This is a genomic window from Bacillus sp. A015, assembly GCF_053851875.1.
In genome coordinates, this window is sequence record NZ_JBSPZB010000006.1 from 85,713 (window position 1) to 111,277 (window position 25,565).

Here is a 25,565-nt window from a genome sequence, read left to right on the forward strand (position 1 = left end):
TTTTGGAAAAAGTACAATCTATTTTTTTAATGCCTCCATTAAAAGTTCGGCCGTTTGTTTCGGAATGCCAGCCTCCTGAAAATCTTGGACAGAGGCTTCTTTCATCTTTTTCACAGAGCCAAAATGTTTGAGGAGCTGTTTTTTTCGCTTCTCTCCAATACCTGGTACATCATCTAAAATAGACTGGAATGCATTTTTTCCGCGCAGCTGCCGGTGAAAGCTAATGGCAAACCGGTGCACTTCATCTTGAATACGCTGCAATAAATAAAAGGCCTGACTGTTACGCTCTAGCGCAACAATTTCAAGTGTATCACCCATCATGAGATTCGATGTCCGATGTTTTTCATCTTTCACAAGACCTGCCACTGGAACAGACAGATTCAATTCATTTTCGAGCACGTCTATTGCTGCGTTGATCTGTCCTTTTCCTCCGTCAATTAAAATTAAATCTGGCAGCGGCAGCTCATCCTTTAACACGCGTGTATATCGTCTTCTGATGACTTCACGCATGGATGCATAATCATCTGGCCCTGCGACAGTTTTGATTTTGTATTTCCGGTATTCCTTTTTATATGGCTTCCCGTCCTGAAAGACAACCATGGCGGAAACAGGATCTGCTCCTTGAATATTTGAGTTATCAAATGCCTCGATCCGGTATGGCATATAAATATTAAGTGCGTCCCCGAGCTGCTTCACCGCTCCAATTGTCCGTTCTTCATCGCGCTCAATGAGCGAGAATTTTTCTTTCAGGGCGATTTTGGCGTTTTGGTGTGCAAGTAAAAGCAAATCTTTTTTCTTTCCTTTTTTCGGCTGGTGAACGTTCGTCTCAAGCAACTGCTCGATCATCTCTTGATCTACGCTGTCTGGCACCAAAATTTCCTTCGGCAGGAAGTGGTTGTTTTTTTCATAAAATTGCCCCAAAAACGTGAGGAATTCTTCCTCTGGATCTTGATACATAGGGAACAAGCTGACATCACGTTCAATCAATTTCCCCTGTCTAATGAAGAAGACTTGGACACACATCCAGCCCTTATCATAGGCATAGGCAAATACATCTCGATCTGATAAGTCACTCATCGTCATTTTCTGCTTTTCCATTGTTGAGTCGATGTAAGCGATTTGATCTCTCAGTTCTTTTGCCCGCTCAAACTCTAATTGTTCGGCCGCTTCCTGCATCTTTTCGGTTAGTTCTTTCTTGATTTGCTGGTGCCCTCCATTTAGAAACCTGGTGATTTCATCCACGAGCTGTTTATTCGTTTCTTCAGAAATGTCATACACACATGGTGCGAGACATTGTCCAAGATGATAATAAAGACAGACACGATCAGGAAGTGTCGCACATTTTCTTAGAGGATATAAGCGGTCAAGCAGCTTTTTGGTTTCTCTTGCTGCTTGTACGTTCGGATATGGACCGAAGTATCTCCCTTTATCCTTTTTCACATTGCGGGTGACGATCAGCTTAGGATGCCGTTCATTCGTAATTTTAATAAAAGGATACGTCTTGTCATCCTTGAGCATGACATTGTATTTTGGGTCATACTTTTTAATTAAATTCAGCTCTAAAATCAGTGCCTCAATGTTAGATGAGGTCACAATGTATTCAAAGTCCGCAATTTCACTGACAAGCCGCTGCGTTTTGGCATCATGAGATCCAGTGAAATAAGAGCGCACTCTATTTTTTAATACCTTTGCCTTCCCCACGTAGATGACCGTATTTTGTCTATCTTTCATTAAGTAACAGCCTGGTCGATCAGGCAGGACTGACAGCTTTTCTTTGATCAGTTTGTTCATATTTTCATCCGTCCTTGTTTTCCTCTTTCACTCCTTCTAGTGTATCACGAACATTTGTTTTATACCATATTGAAAGAAAAGCGGCTCTCGTCTATACGAGAACCGCTTCAGTGGTCATACCGCAATGGCATGGTTGTGTTTATAGATGTTTGTTGACAAGCTCAGCTAGTGCTTCTTTTGGTTTGAAACCAACAGACGTTTCTACGACTTCACCGTCTTTTAAAACAAGAAGTGTTGGGATACTCATCACGCCGTATTTACCAGCAGTTTCTTGGTTATCGTCTACATCAATTTTTACAATTTTCATTTTATCGCCCATTTCTTGATCAAGTTCTTCAAGAACTGGAGCAATCATTTTACAAGGTCCGCACCATGGTGCCCAAAAATCTGCAAGAACAACACCTTCTGCAGTTTCTTGTGAAAATGTTGCGTCAGTAGCTTTTACGATTGCCATTATTCATTCCTCCAATGTAAATTATGCTTTTTAGTATAGCATCTACCAATGTGACTTGCGAATGAAATGCTTACGAATCATTTTTTATGAAATGAATTAAAAAACAAACCGTATAATCGCACCAATAACAACAATCGCACCGATGATCATCAGAATGGTTCTAAGCATATGACATAACTCCCTTTCCGCTTCATTTACAATGTATGATGCCCCAACATTCTTCTCATCAAACATCAAAATATGTGATCAAGTCAGATCGACAGTCATCATGACAACCGACATAGGCGGGAGATCTATGGTTAATTCGCCGGGCTTTACAGCAAATTGCTGGAAGTCCGCAGGCTGAACGGATTGAGGATCATCGAATGTATTGTGCGCATTCATCCGATCAGCTGTCAGCACGCGGCCAGTGGCAGTCGTTTGTGGATCAATCCCATCTATTGCAAGGGATACCTCTGCTTTTTCATAAGGGTTCAGGTGACAAAAACTAATATGCATCTTGTCAGAGGAACGTGAGGCTGACACGCTGACCTGAGGAATTTTTTCACCTCGGCGTTCATACGGCGGTGAATCAAACTCCACTTCAAGTGCTTCTTCCTCCTGATGCACTTGAAACATGTGAAATACATGATAGGTAGGGGTCAGGATCATCTTTTCGTCCTTCGTTAACACCATCGCTTGCAGGACATTGACCGTCTGGGCAATATTCGCCATGTGAATCCGCTGGCAATGACGGTGAAATATATGAAAATGCAGGGCACAGACAAGGGCGTCTCTCAGTGTGTTCTGCTGATATAAAAACCCCGGATTGGTCCCTGGCTCTGGGTCATACCATGTCCCCCATTCATCAATAATCATCCCGATTCGCTTGTCTGGATCATAACGATCCATGATTTTTCCATGATCCATGACAAGCTGCTCCATCTCATAGGCCTTTTTCAACGTTGTAAACCATTCATCCTCATCAAAATCAGTCGCAGACCCTTTCTTCTCCCATGTACCAGGAACGGTATAGTAATGTAAACTGAGCCCATCCATCCATGGTGCAGCCCGTTCCATTAATACTTTTGTCCAATTCACGTCATTTGAATTCGCGCCGCAAGCTATTTTATAAATACGGTTACCAGCAAACTCTCTCACATACGTTTGATAGCGTTTATATAGGTCTGCATAGTATTCAGGTGTCATATTCCCGCCGCAGCCCCAGCTTTCATTGCCTACGCCAACATAAGTCAGCTTCCAAGGCTCTTGTTTTCCATTTTGAATGCGCCAATCGGACATAGGTGTCCCCTTAGGAAATGTGATGTATTCTACCCATTCCGCTAATTCTTGAACAGACCCGCTTCCAACATTGCCGCAAATATAAGGCTCACATTCAAGTAATTCACACAATCGCATAAATTCATGTGTGCCAAACGCATTTGATTCAATGGTACCTCCCCAATGAGTGTTCACCATCGGCTTTCGTTCACTCAGATCACCAACGCCATTTGCCCAATGATACTCGTCTGCAAAACAGCCGCCCGGCCACCTAAGCACCGGGATATGTAATGCTTGAAGCGCCTTTAGCACATCGGTTCGAATTCCTTCAATATGGTCAATTGATGAGTCTTCTCCTACCCAAATCCCGTCATAAATCCCTCTTCCTAAATGCTCTTGAAAGTGTCCATAAATGTGTTTAGAAATGCGTCCGATCACGTCATTGACTTTTACTGTACCCTTCACTTGTCAACCGCTCCTTTGTTCCATAATGACATACAAAAAAACCCAGAATACCTAGGCATTCTGAGTGTATGAGCGTTACGAGTGGATATTCATCTTTTTTAACTCTTCATTCAAAAGCGGGACCACTTCGAACAAGTCACCAACAATTCCGTAATCGGCGATTTTGAAGATTTCAGCTTCAGGGTCTTTGTTAATCGCCACAATGACTTTACTGTTAGACATTCCGGCTAAATGCTGAATCGCGCCTGAAATCCCGCAGGCAATGTAAAGGTCAGGTGTGACGACCTTACCGGTTTGACCAATTTGCAGGGCATAATCACAGTAGTCTGCATCGCAAGCTCCACGCGAGGCACCGACTGCTGCGCCCAGCGTTTGGGCGAGTTCTTTCAGCGGTTCAAAGCCTTCTTTGCTCTTGACCCCTCGCCCTCCAGCGACAATAACTTTTGCTTCGGATAAGTCTACACCTTCTGACGTTTTTTTAACGACTTCCTTCACGATCGTTCGCAGGTTCTGAATATCGACAGAAACTGGAGTGACTTCTCCGTCTCGTGACGCATCCCGCTCCAGCGGTGCCACGTTGTTTGGCCGAATGGTCGCCAAAAGCAGGCGATCCGTCGAGATGACTTTTTCGAAGGCTTTTCCAGAGTAAATCGGTCTAGTGAAAACGAGATGTTCTCCGGTAACGCTTACATCGATCGCATCTGAAATCAAGCCTGTCTGCAGGCGTGCTGCTATTTTGGGTGACAAGTCTTTTCCGATAGACGTATGGCCAAAGAGCACTGCATCCGGATTGACCTGATCTAATATGGCTTGAAGCGCCTGCGTAAAACCATCAGATGTATAATATGAAAGGTGAGGATGCTCCACAAGCATGACATGATCTGCTCCATAGTAAAGCAGTTCATCGGCTTGTTCTTTGACTTGATCCCCTATTAATACGCCAATGACCTCACCGCCATCAGCCACTTGATGAGCGGCAGCAATCGCTTCAAATGTCACATTTCTTAATTTACCGTCACGACTTTCTCCAAGTACAACAACTTTTTTACTCATCTTTCAAGCTCCCCCTTGTTCTCGTGATATCGTAAAGTGGATATTTAGATGACTTTTGCTTCATTTCTTAGTAGATCTGTCAGTTCTTTGACTTGATCCTGAGGCTCACCGCTCAGCACCTTTCCACCCTCTTTTTTCTCCGGTAAGAAACGTTCAATCGTTTTGATTTTATATGGCACATCGTCTTCATCGAGATCTAAATCATCTAGTTCCAATTCTTCTAAAGGCTTTTTCTTTGCCTTCATAATGCCTGGTAACGATGGATAACGAGGCTCATTAAGACCTTGCTGCGCTGTGACAACAAGCGGGAGCTGGGCGGAAATCACTTCCACGTCACCCTCTGCATCTCGTTCAATTGAAGCTGAGTCGCCGTCTATTTGAATACGTGTAATCGTTGTGACATATGAAAAACCAAGTAATTCAGCAAGACGAGGAGCAACCTGGCCAGAGCCGCCGTCAATCGCCACATTCCCTGCCAATATCAAGGAAGCATCTTTGTCCTTGAAATAGTGATAAAGAATAGTAGAAGCTGAATATTGATCCCACTCCTCCAAGTCATCTTCAACATTTAATAAAACGGCCTGATCGCAGCCCATAGCAAGCGCTGTTCTTAGCTGTTTCTCCGCATCCTCGCTGCCAACTGTGACAACGGTCACTTCTCCTCCGTGCTCATCCCGAAGCTGAATCGCTTCTTCTATTGCATACTCGTCATAAGGATTAATAATGAACTCTGCCCCATCTTCTTGAATTGCACCAGACTGAATGGAAATCTTCTCTTCCGTGTCAAACGTACGCTTCATCAAAACAAATATATTCATTCATTTCTCCCCCTTGTGTCATACTAATCCCTTATTCCCCTTTAAAGTTCGGTTTGCGCTTTTCGATAAAGGCTTGAATGCCTTCTTTGGCGTCATTTGATTGGAAAACCTCACCAAATTTTTTGGCTTCCAGCTTCATTCCACCATCATATGAGTACACTTTTGCCGCATTCAATAACTCAAGCACATACTCGAGCGTTTTAGGGCTTTTCGCTGCAAATTTCGCCGCAAGTGTTTTGGCTGCATCCAGCGCTTCTTCCTCTGTTTCTGCAAGCTTTGAAACAAGCCCGCAGGCAAGTGCTTCTTCTCCTGTAATCGGCTCAGCTGTTCCCATCATTTCAAGTGCTTTAGCAGATCCAACATAGCGAGGCAGGCGCTGCGTGCCGCCGAATCCTGGAATGATGCCGAGGTTTAGTTCCGGCAGCCCAAGCTTCGCCTCTTTTGTTGCGATTCGAATATCACATGACATCGCCAGCTCAAGACCTCCGCCTAATGCTGCTCCGTGAATAGAGGCAATGACTGGTTTTGGACATTGCTCAATTCGTTCAAAGACTTGCTGTCCTCTGTCTGCAAGACTCGCATAATCAGACTCTTTCTGTAAGGTCGTAAATTCTTTAATATCAGCACCTGCTGAGAAGAATCTGCCTTCTCCGTGGATCACAATGGCTCTCACTTCTTCGTTTTGTTCGAGCTGGTCAAACATATCATTGAGCTCAGTGAGAAGCTGAGAAGATAAGGCATTTGCAGGTGGATGTTGAATCGTGATGAGCGCTATTTGTTCTTCTTGATGTAAGCTGAGTATCTTTTCCATATCAATCATCCTTTTTCAATTGTCTTTAAGATTGATGTATTCCGTTTAAGAGAAGATCATGTACGTTTTCTGCAAGTGCAGTCAGATCATACTTTTGATCATTCATGACCCATGTTGTAGCGGTTTCATCAATCGTCCCAAATACCATTTGTCTCGCTAAGCGGACATCTAGATCTTGTCTGAATTCTCCTGTTTTCTTTCCCTCTGTTAAAATCGAGTCGAGCATATTTAAATACCCTTTCAGCACCTCATTGATTTTTTGCCGCAGCTCAAGGTTTGACTGTCTGAGTTCAAGCTGTGTCACAAGGGCCAAATGATGATCTTGCGAAAGCAGGCGAAAGTGCTCCTGAATCAGCAGAAGAAGCTTTTCTTTGGCAGACGGTTTCTTTTGAATATCTGTTTCCATCCGTTCGATGAACTGTCCCATTTTTTCTTTGAATAATGAGATCAGAATATCCTCTTTGTTTTTGAAATAGAGATAAATCGTTCCGTCTGCTACCCCTGCTTGTTTGGCAATCTTTGAAACTTGTGATTGATGATAGCCGTTCTCTGCAATCACCACAACTGCTGCATCAATAATTTGCATGTACTTCGGTCTTTTCTGCTTCAATGTGCTTCGTCCCTTTCTAAATTGAATGAGCATTCATTCATAACTTCATGTTAAAAAGAAACGAGTGATTTGTCAAGTGCTCTTCTTTTTTCTTTTCAACCTTTAGCATACTAGAGCAGACAGTCACAATTCAAATCATCCGGCCGCTGGACCGGATGATGCAGGTTATTTTTTCAATTGGTCAACAGGCGCTTCAAAAGAAGATGATTGCTTTCTTTTTTCTTCTTCAATTAACACTCTGCGCAAGATTTTTCCTACGGCCGTTTTAGGCAGTGACTCTTTAAATTCATAGACACGCGGCACTTTAAATGAAGCAATTCTCGTTCGAACAAAACGATCGAGCTCATCCTCAGTTAAATAGGCATCCTTTTTTGGGACAACAAATGCTTTCACTGTTTCTCCCCTGTACGGATCTGGAATACCTGCAACGACTACTTCTTGCACAAGCTCATGCTCATAAAGGGCTTCTTCAACCTCTCTTGGATAAATATTATAGCCGCTCGCGATGATGACATCTTTTTTCCGATCTACTATATAGAAGAAACCGTCTTCATCCATATATCCAATATCTCCGGTGAAAAACCACCCGTCCTTTAACACAGCCGCTGTCTCCTCTGGCTGATTCCAGTATCCCTTCATGATCTGAGGCCCTTTGACAATGATTTCTCCATGCTCATATGGCTCTTTGAGTCCTCCGGTTTCCTCGCAATAAATGCCGGCATCTGTATTGGGCCAAGGACAGCCAATACTGCCAGTTTTGTTCGCTCCCCATAAGAAGTTGGCATGGGTAACTGGTGAGGTTTCTGAAAGACCATATCCCTCCACTAAACGTCCTCCTGTTAATTTTTCAAAGCTTTGTTTGACTTCAACAGGAAGAGGCGCAGAGCCGCTTAAACAAGCCGTAATGGACGACAGGTCATACGTTTCAATATTCGGGTGATGCAGCAGGGCGATATACATCGTTGGTGCTCCTGGAAACAACGTTGGCCTCTGTTTTTCAATGGTTTTGAGGGTATCAGCCACGTCAAAACGAGGAAGAAGAATCATTTGATGACCTTCTTTGACTGCAAGGTTCAACACAGTGGTCATTCCGTACACATGAAAAAACGGAATGATGCCAAGGATCCGTTCTTTTCCGCGATTCGTTTTATACATCCAGGATGCACACATTTCTGTATTGGCTAATATATTTTCATGCGTGAGCATGACCCCTTTCGGTAAACCGGTCGTTCCGCCTGTATACTGCAAAACAGCGACATCCTCTTTCGGTTGAAAGGCTCGCTGTGGAATCTGTTCTCCTGAAGATTCTTTCATCACCTGCGAGAAGTGATGAATGGTATCACTTTTCTCGACTTGGATGACCATTTTGTTTTTTCTTCTTTGGACAATGGGGAACAGAATATTTTTCGGAAATGGCAAATAATCTTGTAGTTTGGTGATAATTAAGTGCTCCACACTTGTCAGCGCTTTCATTTTATAGGCCTTTGGATACAATAGATCGAGTGTGATCAGCACTTTGGAGCCGCTGTCCTCCATTTGATACGCGAGTTCTTTCTCTGTATAAAGCGGGTTCGTTTGAACAACAATGCCGCCTGCTATCAAAACAGCATAATAAGAAATGACCGATTGAGGGCAGTTTGGCAGCATAATAGCCACTCGGTCGCCTTTTTTTACGCCAATTTTCATCAGGTGATTGGCTAGTTTGAGTGCCTCTTCTTGTAACTGTTCATAGGTGATGTTTTTTCCTGAAAAATGAATGGCTGTATGCTCAGGTGCTGCCTCTGCGGAGCTGAATAAGTAAGATTGCAACGTTTCATTTGGGATGGTGAGTTCGTGGGGAATTTGATTCGGGTAATGCAGAAGCCATCGTTTATCTGACTGCATAAAAACCCTCCTTCCTGAACTTTCGTACTATTTTATTATAGCAAACTTTTCCTTAGGGCAGTTTCCTTTTTTCAAATAGAGCTTGGTTCAATTGCACACCTTCATTTTTTCACCTGTGATTCTATAGATGCTCTTTTTCCTTCGTGATGCCACTTCTCATATAATCCCCCAACCGCACGGAACGCCTCATTGACTCTTTCCACGATCTGTTTATGGATACTAGGCCTTTGAGGAGATAAAAGCTGTCAAGGGGTTCCCTGACAGCTTTCTAACATTGTATTCTTCATTTCACAGGAACATGTAAACGGCGCCAATGACCGCAAAAGTGCAGGCAACTATGATTAATACTTTTGCTAGCTTTTCCATGTCGTCTCCTTAAATGCCGGCTGCTACTACGTAAGACAGCCCAACTGAAATAATGAGTGAAATAAACCCAACTGCTCTATTATCATTCTCAATCTCTTTATCTACTTTAAATCTTGGTGTTAAAAATTCAAAAATGAAATAGCTGACAAGCAGCATCACAAAGCCGTATACGCCCCATCCAACCATTTGAAGAAGGGAGTTGTGCTGTGTGATGGAATGCTGAAACACATTCGCAATCCCAAAGATCTTCCCGCCGGTTGCCATGGCAACCGCTAAGTTCCCCCGCTGGATCTCTTCCCAGTTTTTATAGGAGGTCACGAGTTCAAAAATGGTTAGAAATAAGACAAGACATAGGACGGCCACGCTGTAATAGGCGGCGATTTCCACAAGTTCATTTTCCCAAAAGGCTTTCATGCGTTTTCTCCTTTACTTTAATTCGACGATGGTGACACCTGATCCTCCCTCGCCTTGTTCGCCAAAACGAGCATTTTTCACACTTCTGTGCTGCTTTAATAATTCCTGGACCCCTTTTCTTAGAGCGCCAGTTCCTTTTCCATGAATAATCGACACGCGCGGATAGCCAGCTAATACAGCATCATCTAAATATTTCTCGACCCTGCTTAAGGCATTCTCATAACGCTCTCCTCTTAAATCAAGCTCAAGCGATACATGATAATCTTTCCCTTTGACTGCCGTAATGGCTTTCTCTTGTTTAAATTCGGGTGCTGATTTGATAAATTCCATGTCTTTTTCTTTTACTTTCATTTTCAGAATGCCCATTTGAACACTCCATTCTTTGTTACCCGTTTGTTCGAGCAGCGTTCCTTTTTGTCCGAATGTGAGCACTTTGACTTCATCGCCTGGTTTTAGTTGTCTTTCTGCTTTTTTCGCTGGCTCTGGTTTTTTCTTCCGGTCAAACTCAGGGACAGCTTCTTCAAGACGCTTTCTCGCATCGATGAGTTCATGTTCTTTGAACGAGCGATGCTCACTTTTAATGGACCGCAGCTCTTGAATGATGTCTTCTGCTTCTTTGGCTGCTTGTTCGATTTTTTCTTTCGCTTTTCGTTCGGCCTCTTCAAGCAGCTTGTCTCTTTGCTCATTCCATTCAAGAATTTGTCTTTGCAGTTCCTTATGTAGCTTCTCTGCTTCTTTTCTATAGGCTTCTGTCTCATGCAGTTCTTCTTCCGCTTGTTTCTTACTGTCTTCTAATGAAGCAATCATTTGGTCTACTTCATTATGCTCTGCATGCATGTCCGCTTTTGCCCGGTCAATCAGATGGTCAGGCAAACCAAGACGTTTGGAAATTTCAAACGCATTACTTCGTCCCGGCACACCGATGAGCAAACGGTACGTTGGTGATAAGGTTTCAATATCAAACTCGACGCTCGCATTTGTGACACCTTTTCGGTTATACCCATATGCCTTCAGCTCAGGATAATGAGTCGTTGCGATGACGCGTGCATTTGTTTGATGAACTTCATCTAATATGCTCATCGCAAGTGCTGCACCTTCAGCTGGGTCTGTGCCTGCCCCTAATTCATCAAATAACACAAGTGAATTCGAGGTTAAATGCTTTAAGATATCCACAATATTGACCATATGTGATGAGAACGTACTCAAGCTTTGTTCAATGGACTGTTCGTCTCCAATATCGGCAAAGACCTGGTCAAATACAGCCACTTCCGATCCTTCTTCAACTGGAATGTGAAGGCCCGCCTGCGTCATGAGTGTCAGCAGCCCAAGTGTTTTTAAGGTGACTGTCTTACCACCTGTATTTGGTCCAGTGATCACGATCGTTGAAAAATCCTTGCCGAGCTCAATGTCATTTGCCACAACCTGATCCCTAGGCAATAGAGGATGTCTTGCCCGCTTTAAATAAATCTCCCCTTGATCGTTCACAGCAGGTTTTGTGGCTTTTTCTGCCTTTGCATATTTGGCTTTAGCAAAAATAAAATCTAGCGTCTGAAGCTCCTTTACATTGTGAAGCAGTTCCTCAATGTGTTCTGACACGCTCGCTGTCAGCATTTGCAGGATCTTTTCGACCTCTTGTTTTTCTTTTAAACGAGTTTGCTGCAAGGTGTTATTTAAATCCACGACCACTTGAGGCTCAATAAAAAGTGTTGCCCCGGAAGAAGACTGATCGTGAACAATTCCACCATAATTCGAGCGGTACTCCTGCTTTACTGGAATCACAAACCGGTCATTACGAATGGTGACAATCGTGTCTGACAGCATTTTCGAAGCAGATTGTGAGCGAATCATGGATTCTAATTTATCTCGAACTTTTGATTCTAATGAACGTAATTGCGTACGTATTGTTCGAAGCGCCGGAGTTGCGTGATCAAGCACTTCTCCATTATCACCGATACAGCTTTCGATTTCTTTTCTGACTTCAGGCAGTAAAATCAGCGTCTCTGCATATGTATGAAGGCGCGGTATGTCTACACCATCTTCATACATGGACGTGAGAAAGTGCTTCATATTTTTCGCAGTGTATAATAGCGCTGCAATTTCCATGAGCTCAGATGGGCTTAATGTACTGCCGATCTCTGCCCGTTTGACCCCGCGTCTAATATCCGTTAGCCCGCCAAACGGCGCAGATCCCTTTAAGCGGATTACATCCTGTGCTTCTGCTACCTCTTCCAGCAAATGCTGAATGGTTTCTATATCCGTGAGTGGCGTTAAATCCTGCGCTCTTTCTTTTCCTAAAGTGGATGCGGTATAGGACATGACTTTTTCTTTTACTTTATGAAATTCTAATGATGCTAACACTTTTTGTTGCAGCATTGTACAGCCTCCTAACGACTACCTGTCACGCGTTAAAAACTTTTTCATCTCTTTAAGAGAAAATGTGTTCACGACATTTGCTTTTGGTGTCCAGCCCTTTCTTGCAGCTGTTATACCGACTTCCATATGATCCAGCATGGCGATGTTGTGTGCATCTGTATTGATCATGATGTTCACACCCGCTTCGTTTGCTTTCATTAAATGCTCTGTTTTCAAATCAAGTCTTGACGGGTTGCTGTTGAGTTCTAGTGCAGTGCCCGTTTTCTTCGCAAGCTCTATGAGCTGATCAATATTTAAGGCATAGCCGTCGCGTCTCTCGATCAAACGTCCTGTTGGATGTGCAATTAAATCCACATGCTGATTTTGCAGGGCATTTTCAAGGCGCTTCATAATGACTTCCTCCGGCTGAGAAAAGCTAGAATGGATAGAGGCAATCACAAAATCCATGTCTGCTAAAAAGTCATCATCATAATCTAACGATCCATCCGGCAAAATATCCATCTCGACCCCTTTGAAAATGTGAAAATGCTCGAATTCCTGGTTGAGCTTGTCAATTTCTTTTGCTTGCAGACGCAGCCGTTCTTTTGTTAAACCGTTTGCGACTTTTAAGTATTGCGAGTGATCCGTGATGGCCATGTATTCGTAGCCTTTAGCGATACACGCCTCTGCCATTTCACGAATAGAGAATGCTCCGTCACTCCATGTCGAGTGCATATGAAGGTCGCCTTTGATATCTTTCAATTCTACAAATTGCATACTTTCTTTATACGTATCAATCTCTGCTCCGGTTTCACGAATTTCTGGCGGAATGAGCGGAAGTTGAAAATGGGCGTAAAAAGCGCTTTCGTCTTCGAATGTTTTCACTTCGCCTGTTTCAATCGTTTCAACACCATATTCGCTAATACGCTCTCCGCGTTCCTTCGCAAGCTGCCGCATTCTAATATTATGATCTTTTGAGCCAGTGAAATGATGCAGCGTTGTAGCAAATTGCTCTGTTGTCACAAGACGGAAGTCCACACTGATCTCAAAATCAAGCGTAAGAATCACAGATACCTTCGTATCACCACTTGCAATGATGTCTTTTACATCATCAAGTGCAACGAGCTGCTCTCTGACCTGTTCTGGGTGATCTGTTGCAATGATATAATCTAAATCTTTGACCGTTTCACGTGCACGCCTTAAACTGCCCGCTCTTGAAAAACGGATGATTCCCTCCATATGTTCCAGCGCATGGTCAATTCGCTCTGCGACATCTAATGCAAAGCCAATTGGCAGTCGTTCAGGCTGCTTTCCCGCTTCCTCAAGGGCTGTAAGAATTTTTCCCTCTGTTTTTTTGCCGAAGCCAGCGAGCGCTTGAACTTTCTCAGCTTCACACGCTTCTTTTAAAGACTGTGCATCGCTTACACCAAGTTCTTGGTAAAGCTTAGCGATCTTCTTCCCGCCTAATCCTGGCAATTTCAAGAGCGGGACAAGTCCTTCAGGCACTTCTTTTTTTAATTGTTCGAGAGTTTCTGATTGTCCTTTTTCGATATACTCTGTGATGACAGCAAAGGTTCCTTTCCCAATGCCGGGTAATGCTAATAGATCATCTATTTGAGAAAGGCTGCGGTCATCTTGTTCAAGCGCCGCTGCTGCTTTACGAAAGGCAGATATTTTAAAAGGATTATCTCCTTTTAGCTCCATATATACTGCGATTGTTTCAAGAAGTTTGATAATATCTTTTTTATTCATCTCTCATCCTCCAGCCGCTTTGGCATCTTCCTTTATCAATATACAAACTTTTCCTTCATCCTACAACTTTCTGTCATGGAATGAGAAAAAACTTCTCCAAGAAAGGAGAAGTTTTTAAACTCCATACGTCGTCCATAAGTCTTTGACAAGACTGGACAGATAAGGGGTGTTGCCTACGATCACATCTGCTAATATTGATTTGCTCATCATTGTTTGCAGCGCATCCACTGGAAGCAATGCAGCGACAAACAATAGAATAAACACAAATAGATATGTTTCGAGAAATCCTAAAACACCGCCAAGCAGTTTGTTAACCTGTTTAATCACAGGTATACTTGCAATGGTTGTGAGCAATCCGCCAATAATGGCGAGCAGGATTTTGGTCAAAATAAACAGAATGATAAACGCAATGGTATTATAATAAGCTGTTTCTAGATTCCCACTAAAGAAAGCGAGCTCCGCTTGACCACCGCTAAAATTAGGTGCTGGAATCCACGTAAGCTGTGGTGCAAGTGACTGATACAACATGGAAGCCACTAAAATAGAAACAACAAAGCTAATCAATTTAATAAATTGAAGAATAAACCCGCGTTTTAGACCGACAAGCGTTCCCATAAGAAGCAAAAACAAAATGATGATATCGATCACGGTAATTTCATTCCTTTTCTTTAAGCTGAACCTCTAGTTTTTCGTATTGCTCTTTTAATTTCAAGTAGTCGTGGACGACATTGACTGCTGTCAGTACAGCTAATCTGTTTATATCAAGGTATGGGTTTTTTTCATTTATTTCTCTCATTTTATCATCAACAATTGAAGCAACATGTCGCATATGCATCTTTGTTTCTTGACCGATGATCGTATAGGACTGTCCGTAAATCTCAACTGTTGTTTTCGTTTTACCGCCGTCAGACAACGTTTCTCCTCCATTCCACGAGAATCCTAGTCTCTATCATAACATGTTTAGACATTGAATGGAAAGACGAGCCCTTCCCTGTTATGGTACACTTTAGAAATCAATGATATCAAGGTGAAAAGGAGTTATCCACTGTGCCCCAATCCGTCTTAAAAGCAACATCAGAAGACATTAAGAAGATGAAGAGCTTGTATGCTCAACATTTAACTGACACTTTGCCGCCAGGCGCTCTTTTTCAAGCAAAGGTTCCTGGCTGTACGATTACAGCATATCAATCCGGAAAAGTGCTGTTCCAAGGACAAAAGGCAGAAGCTGAAGCAAGTCAGTTCAGCCATATAAAAGCAGCTGATACGAAAAGTAAAAAAGCACCTGCTGTCACAAAATACAGCCCGCCGTCTGGCATTGCTTCCATGTCGGTTATCGGTTCAGATGAGGTAGGTACAGGTGATTATTTTGGACCGATTACGGTCTGTGCGGCCTACGTTGATTCCAGCCAGCTTGCTCTGTTGAAAGAGCTTGGCGTTAAAGACTCAAAAGGACTAAAGGATCCGCAGATTATCAACATTGCCAAAGATCTTATCAAAACCATTCCGTTCAGCCTTCTCGTTCTCCGTAATGAAAAGTACAATACGATGCAGGAAAAGGGCATGAGCCAAGGGAAAATGAAGGCACTTCTTCATAATCAAGTGATCACCTCTGTGCTAGAGAAACTGGATGGGAAAAAGCCAGAAGCTATTCTCATTGACCAATTTGCAGAACCCGGTATTTATTTCAAGCACCTTGCAGGAAAAAAGATCATCAGAGAGCGTACGTACTTTAGTACAAAAGCGGAAGGCATCCATTTGTCAGTTGCTGCGGCTTCCATTATCGCAAGGTATGCTTTTTTAATCGAGATGGACAAATTATCAAAAGCAGCGGGCTTTGACATTCCAAAAGGAGCCGGTTCTCATGTTGACAAGGCGGCTGCAAAGCTCATCAAGCAGCACGGCGAAGACGCTTTACGCCAATTTACAAAGCTGCATTTTGCCAACACCCAGAAAGCGAAAAAATGGTTATAATCAAAAAAGAGCTATAGCCCATGGGGTCAGTCTCCATGAGGCCATAGCTCTTTTCTTTATCCGCGCAAGAAGGCTTGATACGTATCTTCTAATGCTTTCAATACATTTGTATGAACAGCCGTGACTTCTTCCTCTGTCAATGTTTGTTCCGGGTTTAAATATTGCAGAGAGAACGCAACAGATTTCTTGCCTTCTTCCATATGCTCCCCCTCATACACGTCAAAGACGGATAGGTCTGTCAGTAAACGGCCGCCTGCTTCATAGATGACTCGCTCCAGCTGTCCGCTTGAAATATGCTGATCTACGACAAGCGCAATATCTCTTGTCACAGCAGGGAATCTCGGAATCGCTGTATATTTCATATCCTCTGTTTCAGACGTCATCACATCTGTTAAATCAAATTCGAATACATATGTTTCTTTTAGATCTAATTCCTTTTCGACAACCGGATGAAGTGCGGCAACAAAGCCAATCACTTTTCCATTTAAGTGAACATCTGCTGTACGTCCTGGGTGAAGACCCTCACGCTCTGCTTGAACATATGTGATTTGCTCTGATACACCAAGCTTTCCAAACAGACCTTCTGCAATTCCCTTCGCTACATAAAAATCAACGGCTTTTTTCTCGCCCTGCCAAAGATTTTTATGCCATAGGCCTGTCACTGCGCCAGCCACATGCTCTTTCTCCACCGGTTTTGCACCTTCAGCTTCTGCTAAGAAAACAGAACCCGTTTCATAAAATCCAACTGAATCAGACTGTCTTGCCAAGTTATACGCAACAGAATCAAGTAAGTTTGGCAACAGACTTTGTCTTAGCACACTGCGTTCCTCACTCATTGGCAGTGAAAGTCTCGTTTCATAAGCAGGATGCAGCGCAAAGGCTGTGGACTTATGCTGATTCGTCAATGAATATGTGATCGCTTGAGATAGCCCTGCTCCCTCTAAGAAACGTCTCACCTTTCTACGCTTCACTTGGTATGGCGTGAGACCGCCAACTGTACCAGCTGTCGCAGGCAGTGTAGACGGAATATTATCGTAGCCGTATAATCTCGCTACTTCTTCAATGAGGTCTTCTTCAATCGTAATATCCATTCTGCGAGAAGGAACCGTCACGACGAGAACGTCATTTGATTCGCCCACTGTAAAGCCCAGTTTATTGAAAATATGAATCATATCTTCTTTTGAAATGCTCATTCCGAGTACTTTGTTTACACGCTCAGTTGATACATGGATGACATTCATACTTGATTCAAGGTGATTTTCCTCAACAGTGCCGCTTAGCACTTCACCGCCTGCATAAACGCTGATCAATTGCGCTGCTCTTTCTGCTGCCGGTTTCACACGCTGTGGATCGAGTCCTTTTTCAAATCGTGTGCTTGATTCGCTGCGAAGCCCTAAGTCTCTAGATGCTTGACGGACTGTTTGACCGTTAAAATATGCCGCTTCTAAAAGAATCGTAGCCGTTTCATCACGCACCTCTGATTCAAGGCCGCCCATGACTCCTGCTACAGCGTGCGCTTTCGTACCATTTGTAATGACAAGATGCTTTGATGACAATGTGCGTTCTTGATCATCCAGTGTTTGAATCATTTCGTTTTCAGCCGCTTTCCGTACGACCACCTGCTTTGAACCAAAGCGGTCATAATCAAATGCATGAAGCGGCTGACCGTATTCAAGCAGCACAAAATTCGTAATATCCACGACGTTGTTGATTGGGCGGATGCCTGCATTCATCAATCTTGTTTGCATCCAAAGCGGTGCAGGTCCAACTTTTACACCTTTAATGATCTTCGCTGCGTAAAGAGGGTTCGCTTCTTGATCCTCAATTTTGACTGAAATGTAGTCTGCTGTTTTCTCCGAAGAAGATTCATGTGTTGTATCAGGAAGTTTGACTTCTCTTCCTAAAATGGCTGCAACTTCATAAGCCACACCTAGCATATTGAGGGCATCGGCACGGTTTGGTGTTAAGCCGAGCTCTAGTACCGCATCATCTAATTGAAGTGCCTGAAGTGCATCATCTCCTGGTTTTACATCATTCGGGAAGACAAAGATACCTTCTGCATATTCCTTTGGTACGAGTTTACTCTCTACTCCTAATTCTTGCAGAGAACAAATCATGCCATGAGACTCTTCGCCGCGCAGTTTTGCTTTTTTAATTTTAAAGTTCCCTGGAAGGACTGCTCCAACAGTTGCGACTGCGACATGCTGTCCTTTATCCACATTTGGAGCTCCGCATATAATTTGCACAGGTGCGCCTTCGCCGATATCAACAAGACATTTGTTTAATTTATCCGCATTCGGGTGCTGTTCACGCTCAATGACATGTCCAACGACAACACCTTTGATGCCTTCACCTTTATACTCAACGGCTTCCACTTCAATACCGCTTCTTGTGATTTTTTCTGCTAATTCATCCGGCTGAATGCCTTCTAAATCGACATAGTCTTCTAACCATTTATATGAAACAAACATGTTGAGTTCCTCCTCTTAGTCCTGCTTGAATTGCTTTGTGAATCTAATATCGTTTGTGTAAAAATGGCGAATATCATCAATACCGTATTTCAGCATCGCAATACGTTCAACGCCCATTCCAAAAGCAAAGCCTTGGTAAGTATCTGGATCAAATCCGCTCATTTTCAGTACATTTGGGTGAACCATCCCTGCACCTAAAATCTCAATCCAGCCTGTTCCTTTACATACAGAACAGCCTTTCCCGCCGCATTTAAAGCAAGACACATCTACTTCTACTGATGGTTCTGTGAATGGGAAAAAGCTTGGACGCAGTCTAATTTCACGATCTTCACCAAACATTTTTCTTGCGACCGTCTCTAGCGTTCCTTTTAAATCACTCATGCTAATATGGTGATCTACCACAAGTCCTTCAATCTGCATGAATTGATGTGAATGGGTTGCGTCATCGCTGTCACGTCTATATACCTTACCAGGGCAGATGATCTTCACGGGGCCCTGACCTTTATATTTCTCAAGTGTACGCGCTTGAACTGGTGACGTTTGCGTTCTCATCAGTGTATCTTCGGTAATATAGAAGCTGTCCTGCATATCACGTGCCGGATGCTCCTTCGGAAGATTCAACGCTTCAAAGTTATAGTAATCTGTTTCCACCTCAGGACCTTCCTCGACGGTATAGCCCATTCCAATAAATAAATCTTCAATATCTTCTACAACAATCGTTAATGGGTGCCTTGCCCCCATTTTGATGGGACTTGCAGGCAATGTGACATCAATGGTTTGAGAAGCCAGTTTCTTCTTCACTTCTTCTGCTTCCAGCTGTTCATTTTTTTCTGCAATGGCACTAGCAATCTGCTCTCTCACTTCGTTTGCGAGCGCGCCCATTTTTGGTCTTTCTTCGGCGGAGAGTTTGCCCATTCCGCGAAGGACTTCTGTAATCGGCCCTTTTTTCCCTAAATATTGAACACGAATGTCGTTGACCTCTTTGAGCGAGCTAGCTGCTTCTACCTTCGCTATCGCCTCTGTTTCAAGCTGTTTTAACGTTTCTTGCATGAGTGTAATCCTCCTTTTGATATACAAAACCGCCTGGATAAACGGCTGTTTGATCGTTTGAAGACAATAAAAAAACCCGCCCCTCCAAAAAAGAAGGGACGAGTTGTGGTCGCGGTACCACCCTTGTTAAGCACAAATACATGTGCGAATAAGCTTCATTGACATAACGGAATCAAACGAATCCGGTTCACCTTTACGCAAAGCTTGCGGTCCCGGTGACAACTCCAGAGGTGAATTCCTGTTTCAGCATTCCTTAAATGCACTTTCAGTCTACGATGCATTCTCCCTATAAGGCCGCTCCTTGAAACAATCTTCCTCTATCATGGTTTTTAAAATATTAGTTTCATTATAGTGAAATTCAGTGCATGATGCAACACTATCCGCGCAAATGATAGACAAGAACCGCTGCTGCAACAGCCACATTTAATGATTCTGCTTGCCCATACATCGGAACATATAAATTCTGATCTGTCATTTGAAGGATCTCTGGATCAATGCCTGCTCCCTCGTTGCCAACAATTAACGCAAACGGGCCTTCTGCCGCTATGTTTCTATACTCTTTCGCATCCTTTAAGGCACTTCCGTACACTGGTATGCCCTGCTCTTTGAATGCTGGAATCGCCTGTTGAAGTGTTTGCTTTAAGATGGGCAGATGGAAATGAGAGCCTTGAGCTGAACGGAGCGTTTTTCCGTTAAAAGCATCGACGGTTCCATCCCCTAAGATCACAGCATCAAGACCAGCAGCATCTGCTGTCCGGATCAGAGTGCCCAAATTTCCCGGGTCCTGCACTGCATCTAAAAGAAGAATTCGCTCATACTTCTTTTCTTCAAATACAGGAAGTGTACAAACCGCTGCGATGTGCTGAGGCGTTTCGGTTTCTGTCATTGCAGAAAAAGCCTCTTCACTTAGTTCGTACAGCTCAATGTCAGGCTCGATGCCAGCTGGAAGCATGTCAGGCGATGTGACCATTAACTCCATCACAATCCCGCTCTTTAATGCTTCTTCTACTAAATGTTTTCCTTCAACGAGAAATAGCCCCGTTTTCGTTCGTTCTTTTTTTGTATGCAGCTTTTTCCATTGTTTAATGCTTGCGTTTTTAGCTGATTCTATATATTTCAAGCGACTTTAACTCCTTTAAATATCATGAATTTATTATATCTCATGCACACTACATAATAAACCTGTCTTTGAGACAGAATAGGACTATTACCATCAAAAAAGGAGTGTGGGCAATGGATTTTAATTTAAGAGGCGCAGTCATTCAAAACATCACTGGCCATAATCAAGAGCAGCTTGAACATACGATTTTAGATGCGATTCAAAGCGGCGAGGAAAAAATGCTACCAGGCCTTGGTGTTTTGTTCGAGGTGTTATGGCAAGAGGCATCAGAAAACGAAAAAAATGAAATCCTTGAAACATTGGAGCAAGGCTTAAAGCCTCAGCAGCAGCAATAAAAGAAGCCGGTTTGCTTATGTATGACAGCAAACCGGCTTTTGTTCGTTTATCCAGTGATAGGTGTCTCCATCCGAAGCGCTGGATCACGCCAGATCTCGACCCATTTTTTAATAGCAAACACAATAATCACAAATCCCAAGATCAGCATGATGATCGATAGCACCGCATTCAGCACGCTGTAGCCGGATGCTTCAGGATTGAGATATACATTGGCTACCATCCAATAGCCCGCATAATTCACGGTGACATATAAGTAAGCAAGCGGAATTAAACAAGTCAGCATATATCGCCTTTTATCCGCAATTTTTAACACAACGGTCGCACCAATGATCAAGCCTACCGAGGCCATTAATTGGTTTGAAACCCCAAACAGCGCCCAAATGGACCCGATGTCCCCAGAGTAAAGCAAGTATCCCCACATAAAACAGGCAAGCGCACTTGCAAACACAGACCCAGGTACCCAGTCATTTCGTTTAAGCGGTTTATATGCTTCTCCAAAGAAGTCTTGAATCAAATATCGTGCCACACGCGTTCCAGCATCAATAGCTGTTAAAATAAAGACAGCTTCAAACATAATGACGAATTGGAAGAAATAAGACGCCAAATGGCTAAAGAATGGAATCCCCGTAAAGATATACGCCATCCCCACTGCTAATGTAACGGCTCCACCCGTTCTCCCCTCTAAATCAAGACCAATTTCCTTACTAAGCTGCGGAAGGTTCTCGACACTCATACCGAGCGTTCGGAACACTTCTGGTGTACTGTTAATCGCAAAATAATCTCCTGGATGAAGAGCTGTGGCGGCAATTAACGCCATGATCCCAACCAAGCATTCCACTAGCATTGCACCAAACGCTACAGGCTTCATATCACTCCAGCGGTCCAGCATCTTTGGCGTTGTTCCTGAGCCAACAAATGCGTGGAAACCGGATATGGCGCCGCAAGCAATTGTAATTGAAATAAATGGCCAGACAGGACCAGCTAAAACAGGCCCTCCTCCATTCACAAACTCTGTAAACGCTGGAAATTGAATGGCCGGATTCACCACAAAGATCCCAGCAATCAGAGCGATGAAAACACCAATTTTCATAAAACTACTTAAGTAGTCTCTTGGTGCCAATAGCAGCCAAACTGGCAGAGCCGCTGCAAAGAATGCATAAATCGGCAAGGCGAGAGCCAGCGTTTTTGTATCAAGTGTTAAAAAATCACCAAGTGCCGTTCCTTGAATATTTGGTCCAAGGAATACACCAAACATCAGTAACATAAATCCCGCAGATGTGGCCAGCTTTAAATTGCCTGTCTTTTTATAATAAAGACCTACCCCCATTGCAATTGGAATGGTGATTCCGACTGCAAATGTCCCCCAAGGGTTTCGTTCTAAAGCATGAAGCACAACCATCGACAGTCCTGCCATTGTGATCGTTATGATAAATAGCATGGCAAGCCCTGTACAAAATCCTGCAACAGGTCCTAGCTCTTCTTTCGCTACCTCTGATAGTGATCTCCCCTTTTTTCGCATCGAAGCAAATAACACGACAAGGTCATGCACAGCCCCGCCAATCACCGCTCCGATTAAAAGCCAAAGGAGACCAGGTAAATATCCAAATTGTGCGGCTAAAATTGGACCAACTAGTGGGCCAGCAGCTGCAATCGCAGCAAAGTGATGTCCAAATGTGACCCATTTATTTGTTGGCACATAATCTTTTCCGTCCTCTAGTGTATGAGCTGGTGTCGGATGATCATCTGTGACCTTTAATACCTTGACCATCATAAATGTGCCATAAAGACGATACGCTATCGCTAAAATACACATAGATCCTATGACAATTGTAACCGCATTCATTTAACCATCCCCTTTGTATAAACAATTTGTTACAAATATAACATAAATTGATTGATTTTTCTTTCTTTTAAAACCAAGTTGACAAATAGGAATAATTAACTTATTCTTAAGTTAGCTTCACCTACTTCCATAAACTCTCTTTTGGCAGAGCGGTCTCTAAGCTCTGTCCTTTTTATTGATTTCATCTTACAAAAATAAAAGCTTGATCACATGTGCCTTATTCACTAGAAAATTTCCTCTCCATTTGTCAAAAACAGTTCTTTTGACGCAACTTGAACAACGAGGTTCATTTCCTGGGAAATTCACTGGAACAAAAAAAGCCTTTCCCCAATGCTGAGGAAAGGCCTTCCTATTAAGAACCGTACGTAATCTGCTCGACAGTTTTTTGATCGAGTCTTTTGATTACTTCTGTTAAAAGCTTCACTGCATTTTCATAATCATCCCGGTGAATCATCGCTGCATGGGTATGAATATATCTACTTGGTATCCCGATTGATAGGGATGGAACACCATGTCCCGTTAAATGGATACCGCCAGCATCTGTCCCCCCGCCAGGCATTGAATCGTATTGATAAGGAATGTTCAATTCATCTGCTGTCTGGACAACAAAATCGCGAAGCCCTTTATGAGATACCATAGAAGCGTCAAAAACAACGATCGTTGGTCCTTGACCAAGTTTGCTTGTTGCTTCTTTTTCAGTAATGCCAGGCGTATCTCCTGCTACACCAACATCAATGGCAAATCCAATATCAGGCTGGATCGTAGCAGCTGCTGTTTTGGCTCCGCGTAAGCCTACTTCCTCTTGTACAGTCGCAACACTGTAAGCGATATTTTCATGCTGAGTATCATGTAAATTCTTCATGACATCAATCGCAACTGCACAGCCGATACGGTTGTCCCATGCTTTTGCAAGGAGCATTTTTTCATCATTCATCACCGTAAACTCAAAGTAAGGAACGATTTGATCTCCAGGCAGCACACCCCACTCCATTGCCTGTTCTTTGCTTGAAGCCCCAATATCAATAAACATATCTGTGATCTCAATTGATTTTTTACGGGCTTCTGGCGATAAGACATGTGGTGGTTTAGAACCAATCACGCCTGTGATCTCCCCTTTTTTCGTCACAATGGTGACACGCTGCGCCAGCATGACCTGCGACCACCAGCCGCCAACCGTTTGAAAACGAATATAGCCTTTGTCATCAATTTTTGTCACCATGAATCCTACTTCATCTAAGTGACCAGCGAGCATGATTTTAGGGCCGTTTGCGTTTCCTTCCTTCTTAGCGATCAAGCTGCCAAGGCGGTCTGTCGAGACTTCATCTGCATATGATTCTATGTATGTCTGCATGACTTTTTTGACATCACGTTCATTACCTGGAATCCCTTTTGCATCCGTTAGGTCTTTCAGCATAGTTAATGTTTGATCTAGCTTTGTCATTCCATTTATCCTCCTTTATCTTCATGGTGCATTCTTATTATACAAAACCTCTTTCGTTCAATACGATCTTTTTATGAATATTTTTTCGTTTTACGAAATATTTTTTAAAAAAAGTTGAAACCTTTTGACTTTCTCATTCGTAGTACATCAGATAACGGTATTGGAGGTGCATCCTGTCATGTTTGTAATCCTCATTAGACTCGCTCTTGTTGCACTGCTTGTCTACATTTTCTACATGGCGGTAAAATTCTTCTCAAATCCGAGAAGAAAGCTGAAACAAGCGCAATTAAAAGAAGGCTTTTATTTTATGGACGAACAGCAAAATGCGCGCAAAAATTTTAATTTCGTCTATAAAGGTGTCTTGTTTGAAGGGGAAAAGCATATTCCTTCTAAGGATCATCCTCTGTTTGTCCACTCCATTTACGTTTGGACGGAGTCTCCTGAGAAACTAAATGAATTTACATTAGAAGACTTTGAAAAACTTGAGGAAAACATCATCGAACGGTATCCTCAAACAAAAATTGATTGGGATCAGCCCATCAAAAAAATCAAACAAAAAAAAGGAGCAAACACGCCGTCCTGATGGCGTCTGCTCCTTTTTCAGTTTCAGATGAGATGGATATATCCTAATATGATCAACTGCAAAACAATTAAAGCAGGCATGCCAATTTGAAAGGCAGTATGCTTTGTTTTATGCCGGAAATACTGCATCCCAAGAAATGACCCAGCAGCGCCAAAAAGTACCGCAGCACTCCATAAATGTGCCTCTGAAATTCTCCATTTATGCGCTTTAGCGCGGCGTTTATCCTCTCCCATAAGAAAAAAACCATAGCCATTCACCAAGATGAGCAGCAGGATCAGACCGATGTTCATTCTTTTCACCTCACATGATGAGAAAAAAAGATCACCCCTCGACGGAATGATCTTTTATATGACTTACTTGTCTAGTTGTGCTTTTGCAGCATCAGCAAGCTGATTGAATGCGTTTAGGTCATTCACAGCAAGGTCAGCAAGCATTTTGCGGTTTACTTCGATACCAGAAAGCTTTAAGCCATGCATTAAACGGCTGTAAGAAAGACCGTTCATACGAGCTGCAGCATTGATACGAGTGATCCATAGTTTACGGAAGTCACGTTTTTTCTGACGACGGTCACGGAAAGCGTAGTTTCCAGATTTCATGACCTGTTGGTTTGCTACTTTGTATAATCTATGTTTTGAACCGAAATAACCTTTTGCTAATTTAAGAACCTTTTTACGACGCTGACGCGACACAGTTCCGCCTTTTACTCTTGGCATTGTAATT

Annotated in this window: 23 protein-coding genes; 3 read left to right on the forward strand and 20 right to left on the reverse strand. The window is 43.0% G+C overall.

Going from position 1 to position 25,565, the window contains the following annotated elements; translation table 11 throughout:
• Positions 1-18 precede the first annotated feature (18 nt).
• The 13 genes from uvrC to zapA all read right to left on the reverse strand — a co-directional run bounded on the left by uvrC (position 19) and on the right by zapA (position 14,943).
• Positions 19-1,791, reverse strand: coding sequence for an excinuclease ABC subunit UvrC (uvrC, locus tag ACSLGF_RS07480; RefSeq protein WP_456003972.1), 1,773 nt, complete (start codon positions 1,789-1,791; stop codon positions 19-21).
• Between the two features lie 139 nt (positions 1,792-1,930).
• On the reverse strand, positions 1,931-2,245 hold the full coding sequence (gene trxA, locus ACSLGF_RS07485; RefSeq protein WP_007501629.1) for a thioredoxin: 315 nt from the start codon (positions 2,243-2,245) through the stop codon (positions 1,931-1,933).
• A gap of 246 nt (positions 2,246-2,491) precedes the next feature.
• Positions 2,492-3,970 (reverse strand): alpha-N-arabinofuranosidase, encoded by a 1,479-nt coding sequence (locus ACSLGF_RS07490; protein ID WP_456003974.1) that lies wholly within the window; start codon positions 3,968-3,970, stop codon positions 2,492-2,494.
• Positions 3,971-4,045: 75 nt separating this feature from the next.
• Positions 4,046-5,023: an electron transfer flavoprotein subunit alpha/FixB family protein gene (locus ACSLGF_RS07495; protein ID WP_456003976.1), complete on the reverse strand. Its 978-nt coding sequence runs from the start codon at positions 5,021-5,023 to the stop codon at positions 4,046-4,048.
• A gap of 44 nt (positions 5,024-5,067) precedes the next feature.
• Positions 5,068-5,841: an electron transfer flavoprotein subunit beta/FixA family protein gene (locus ACSLGF_RS07500; RefSeq protein ID WP_456003978.1), complete on the reverse strand. Its 774-nt coding sequence runs from the start codon at positions 5,839-5,841 to the stop codon at positions 5,068-5,070.
• Between the two features lie 31 nt (positions 5,842-5,872).
• Positions 5,873-6,652 (reverse strand): enoyl-CoA hydratase, encoded by a 780-nt coding sequence (locus tag ACSLGF_RS07505; RefSeq protein ID WP_456003980.1) that lies wholly within the window; start codon positions 6,650-6,652, stop codon positions 5,873-5,875.
• Positions 6,653-6,677: 25 nt separating this feature from the next.
• Positions 6,678-7,262: a TetR/AcrR family transcriptional regulator gene (locus ACSLGF_RS07510; RefSeq protein WP_456003982.1), complete on the reverse strand. Its 585-nt coding sequence runs from the start codon at positions 7,260-7,262 to the stop codon at positions 6,678-6,680.
• Between the two features lie 165 nt (positions 7,263-7,427).
• Positions 7,428-9,146, reverse strand: coding sequence for an AMP-binding protein (locus ACSLGF_RS07515; protein WP_456003984.1), 1,719 nt, complete (start codon positions 9,144-9,146; stop codon positions 7,428-7,430).
• A gap of 375 nt (positions 9,147-9,521) precedes the next feature.
• The gene (locus ACSLGF_RS07520) at positions 9,522-9,926 is read right to left on the reverse strand and encodes a DUF350 domain-containing protein (protein WP_456003986.1); all 405 of its coding nucleotides are present in this window, start codon (positions 9,924-9,926) and stop codon (positions 9,522-9,524) included.
• 12 nt (positions 9,927-9,938) lie between these two features.
• Positions 9,939-12,296 carry an endonuclease MutS2 gene (locus tag ACSLGF_RS07525; protein WP_456004120.1) on the reverse strand — a complete coding sequence of 786 codons (2,358 nt, stop codon included), beginning with the start codon at positions 12,294-12,296 and terminating at the stop codon, positions 9,939-9,941.
• A 21-nt stretch (positions 12,297-12,317) separates the two neighbouring features.
• A complete protein-coding gene (polX, locus tag ACSLGF_RS07530; protein ID WP_456003988.1) occupies positions 12,318-14,030 on the reverse strand; it encodes a DNA polymerase/3'-5' exonuclease PolX in 1,713 nt (570 codons plus the stop codon).
• Between the two features lie 114 nt (positions 14,031-14,144).
• Positions 14,145-14,678: a CvpA family protein gene (locus tag ACSLGF_RS07535; RefSeq protein ID WP_456003990.1), complete on the reverse strand. Its 534-nt coding sequence runs from the start codon at positions 14,676-14,678 to the stop codon at positions 14,145-14,147.
• 7 nt (positions 14,679-14,685) lie between these two features.
• A complete protein-coding gene (gene zapA, locus ACSLGF_RS07540; protein ID WP_034320877.1) occupies positions 14,686-14,943 on the reverse strand; it encodes a cell division protein ZapA in 258 nt (85 codons plus the stop codon).
• Positions 14,944-15,077: 134 nt separating this feature from the next.
• Between zapA and rnhC the strand changes: the two genes are divergently transcribed.
• Entirely contained in the window at positions 15,078-16,001 is a 924-nt protein-coding gene (gene rnhC, locus ACSLGF_RS07545; RefSeq protein WP_456003992.1) for a ribonuclease HIII, read from the forward strand.
• A gap of 56 nt (positions 16,002-16,057) precedes the next feature.
• On the opposite strand, the gene pheT is transcribed toward rnhC, so the two are convergent.
• The 3 genes from pheT to ACSLGF_RS07560 form a co-directional block, all read right to left on the reverse strand.
• Positions 16,058-18,472, reverse strand: coding sequence for a phenylalanine--tRNA ligase subunit beta (gene pheT / locus ACSLGF_RS07550; protein WP_456003994.1), 2,415 nt, complete (start codon positions 18,470-18,472; stop codon positions 16,058-16,060).
• Positions 18,473-18,487: 15 nt separating this feature from the next.
• A complete protein-coding gene (gene pheS, locus ACSLGF_RS07555; RefSeq protein WP_456003996.1) occupies positions 18,488-19,522 on the reverse strand; it encodes a phenylalanine--tRNA ligase subunit alpha in 1,035 nt (344 codons plus the stop codon).
• A 376-nt stretch (positions 19,523-19,898) separates the two neighbouring features.
• Complete coding sequence (locus tag ACSLGF_RS07560; RefSeq protein WP_456003998.1) at positions 19,899-20,642, reverse strand: TrmH family RNA methyltransferase; 744 nt, start codon at positions 20,640-20,642, stop codon at positions 19,899-19,901.
• Positions 20,643-20,755: 113 nt separating this feature from the next.
• On the opposite strand from ACSLGF_RS07560, the gene sspI reads away from it, so the two are divergent.
• A complete protein-coding gene (sspI, locus tag ACSLGF_RS07565; protein ID WP_024425725.1) occupies positions 20,756-20,977 on the forward strand; it encodes a small acid-soluble spore protein SspI in 222 nt (73 codons plus the stop codon).
• Positions 20,978-21,024: 47 nt separating this feature from the next.
• On the opposite strand, the gene cstA is transcribed toward sspI, so the two are convergent.
• Positions 21,025-22,821, reverse strand: coding sequence for a carbon starvation protein CstA (gene cstA / locus ACSLGF_RS07570; RefSeq protein WP_456004000.1), 1,797 nt, complete (start codon positions 22,819-22,821; stop codon positions 21,025-21,027).
• A 352-nt stretch (positions 22,822-23,173) separates the two neighbouring features.
• On the reverse strand, positions 23,174-24,262 hold the full coding sequence (locus ACSLGF_RS07575) for a M42 family metallopeptidase (protein ID WP_456004002.1): 1,089 nt from the start codon (positions 24,260-24,262) through the stop codon (positions 23,174-23,176).
• 178 nt (positions 24,263-24,440) lie between these two features.
• On the opposite strand from ACSLGF_RS07575, the gene ACSLGF_RS07580 reads away from it, so the two are divergent.
• Entirely contained in the window at positions 24,441-24,845 is a 405-nt protein-coding gene (locus ACSLGF_RS07580; RefSeq protein ID WP_456004004.1) for a sigma-w pathway protein ysdB, read from the forward strand.
• A gap of 23 nt (positions 24,846-24,868) precedes the next feature.
• Here ACSLGF_RS07580 and ACSLGF_RS07585 read toward each other — a convergent pair whose 3' ends face one another.
• Positions 24,869-25,135, reverse strand: a complete 267-nt coding sequence (locus ACSLGF_RS07585; RefSeq protein ID WP_249704969.1) for a DUF1294 domain-containing protein — start codon at positions 25,133-25,135, stop codon at positions 24,869-24,871.
• A 63-nt stretch (positions 25,136-25,198) separates the two neighbouring features.
• Positions 25,199-25,558, reverse strand: coding sequence for a 50S ribosomal protein L20 (rplT, locus tag ACSLGF_RS07590; protein WP_007501659.1), 360 nt, complete (start codon positions 25,556-25,558; stop codon positions 25,199-25,201).
• Between the last annotated feature and the right edge of the window lie 7 nt (positions 25,559-25,565).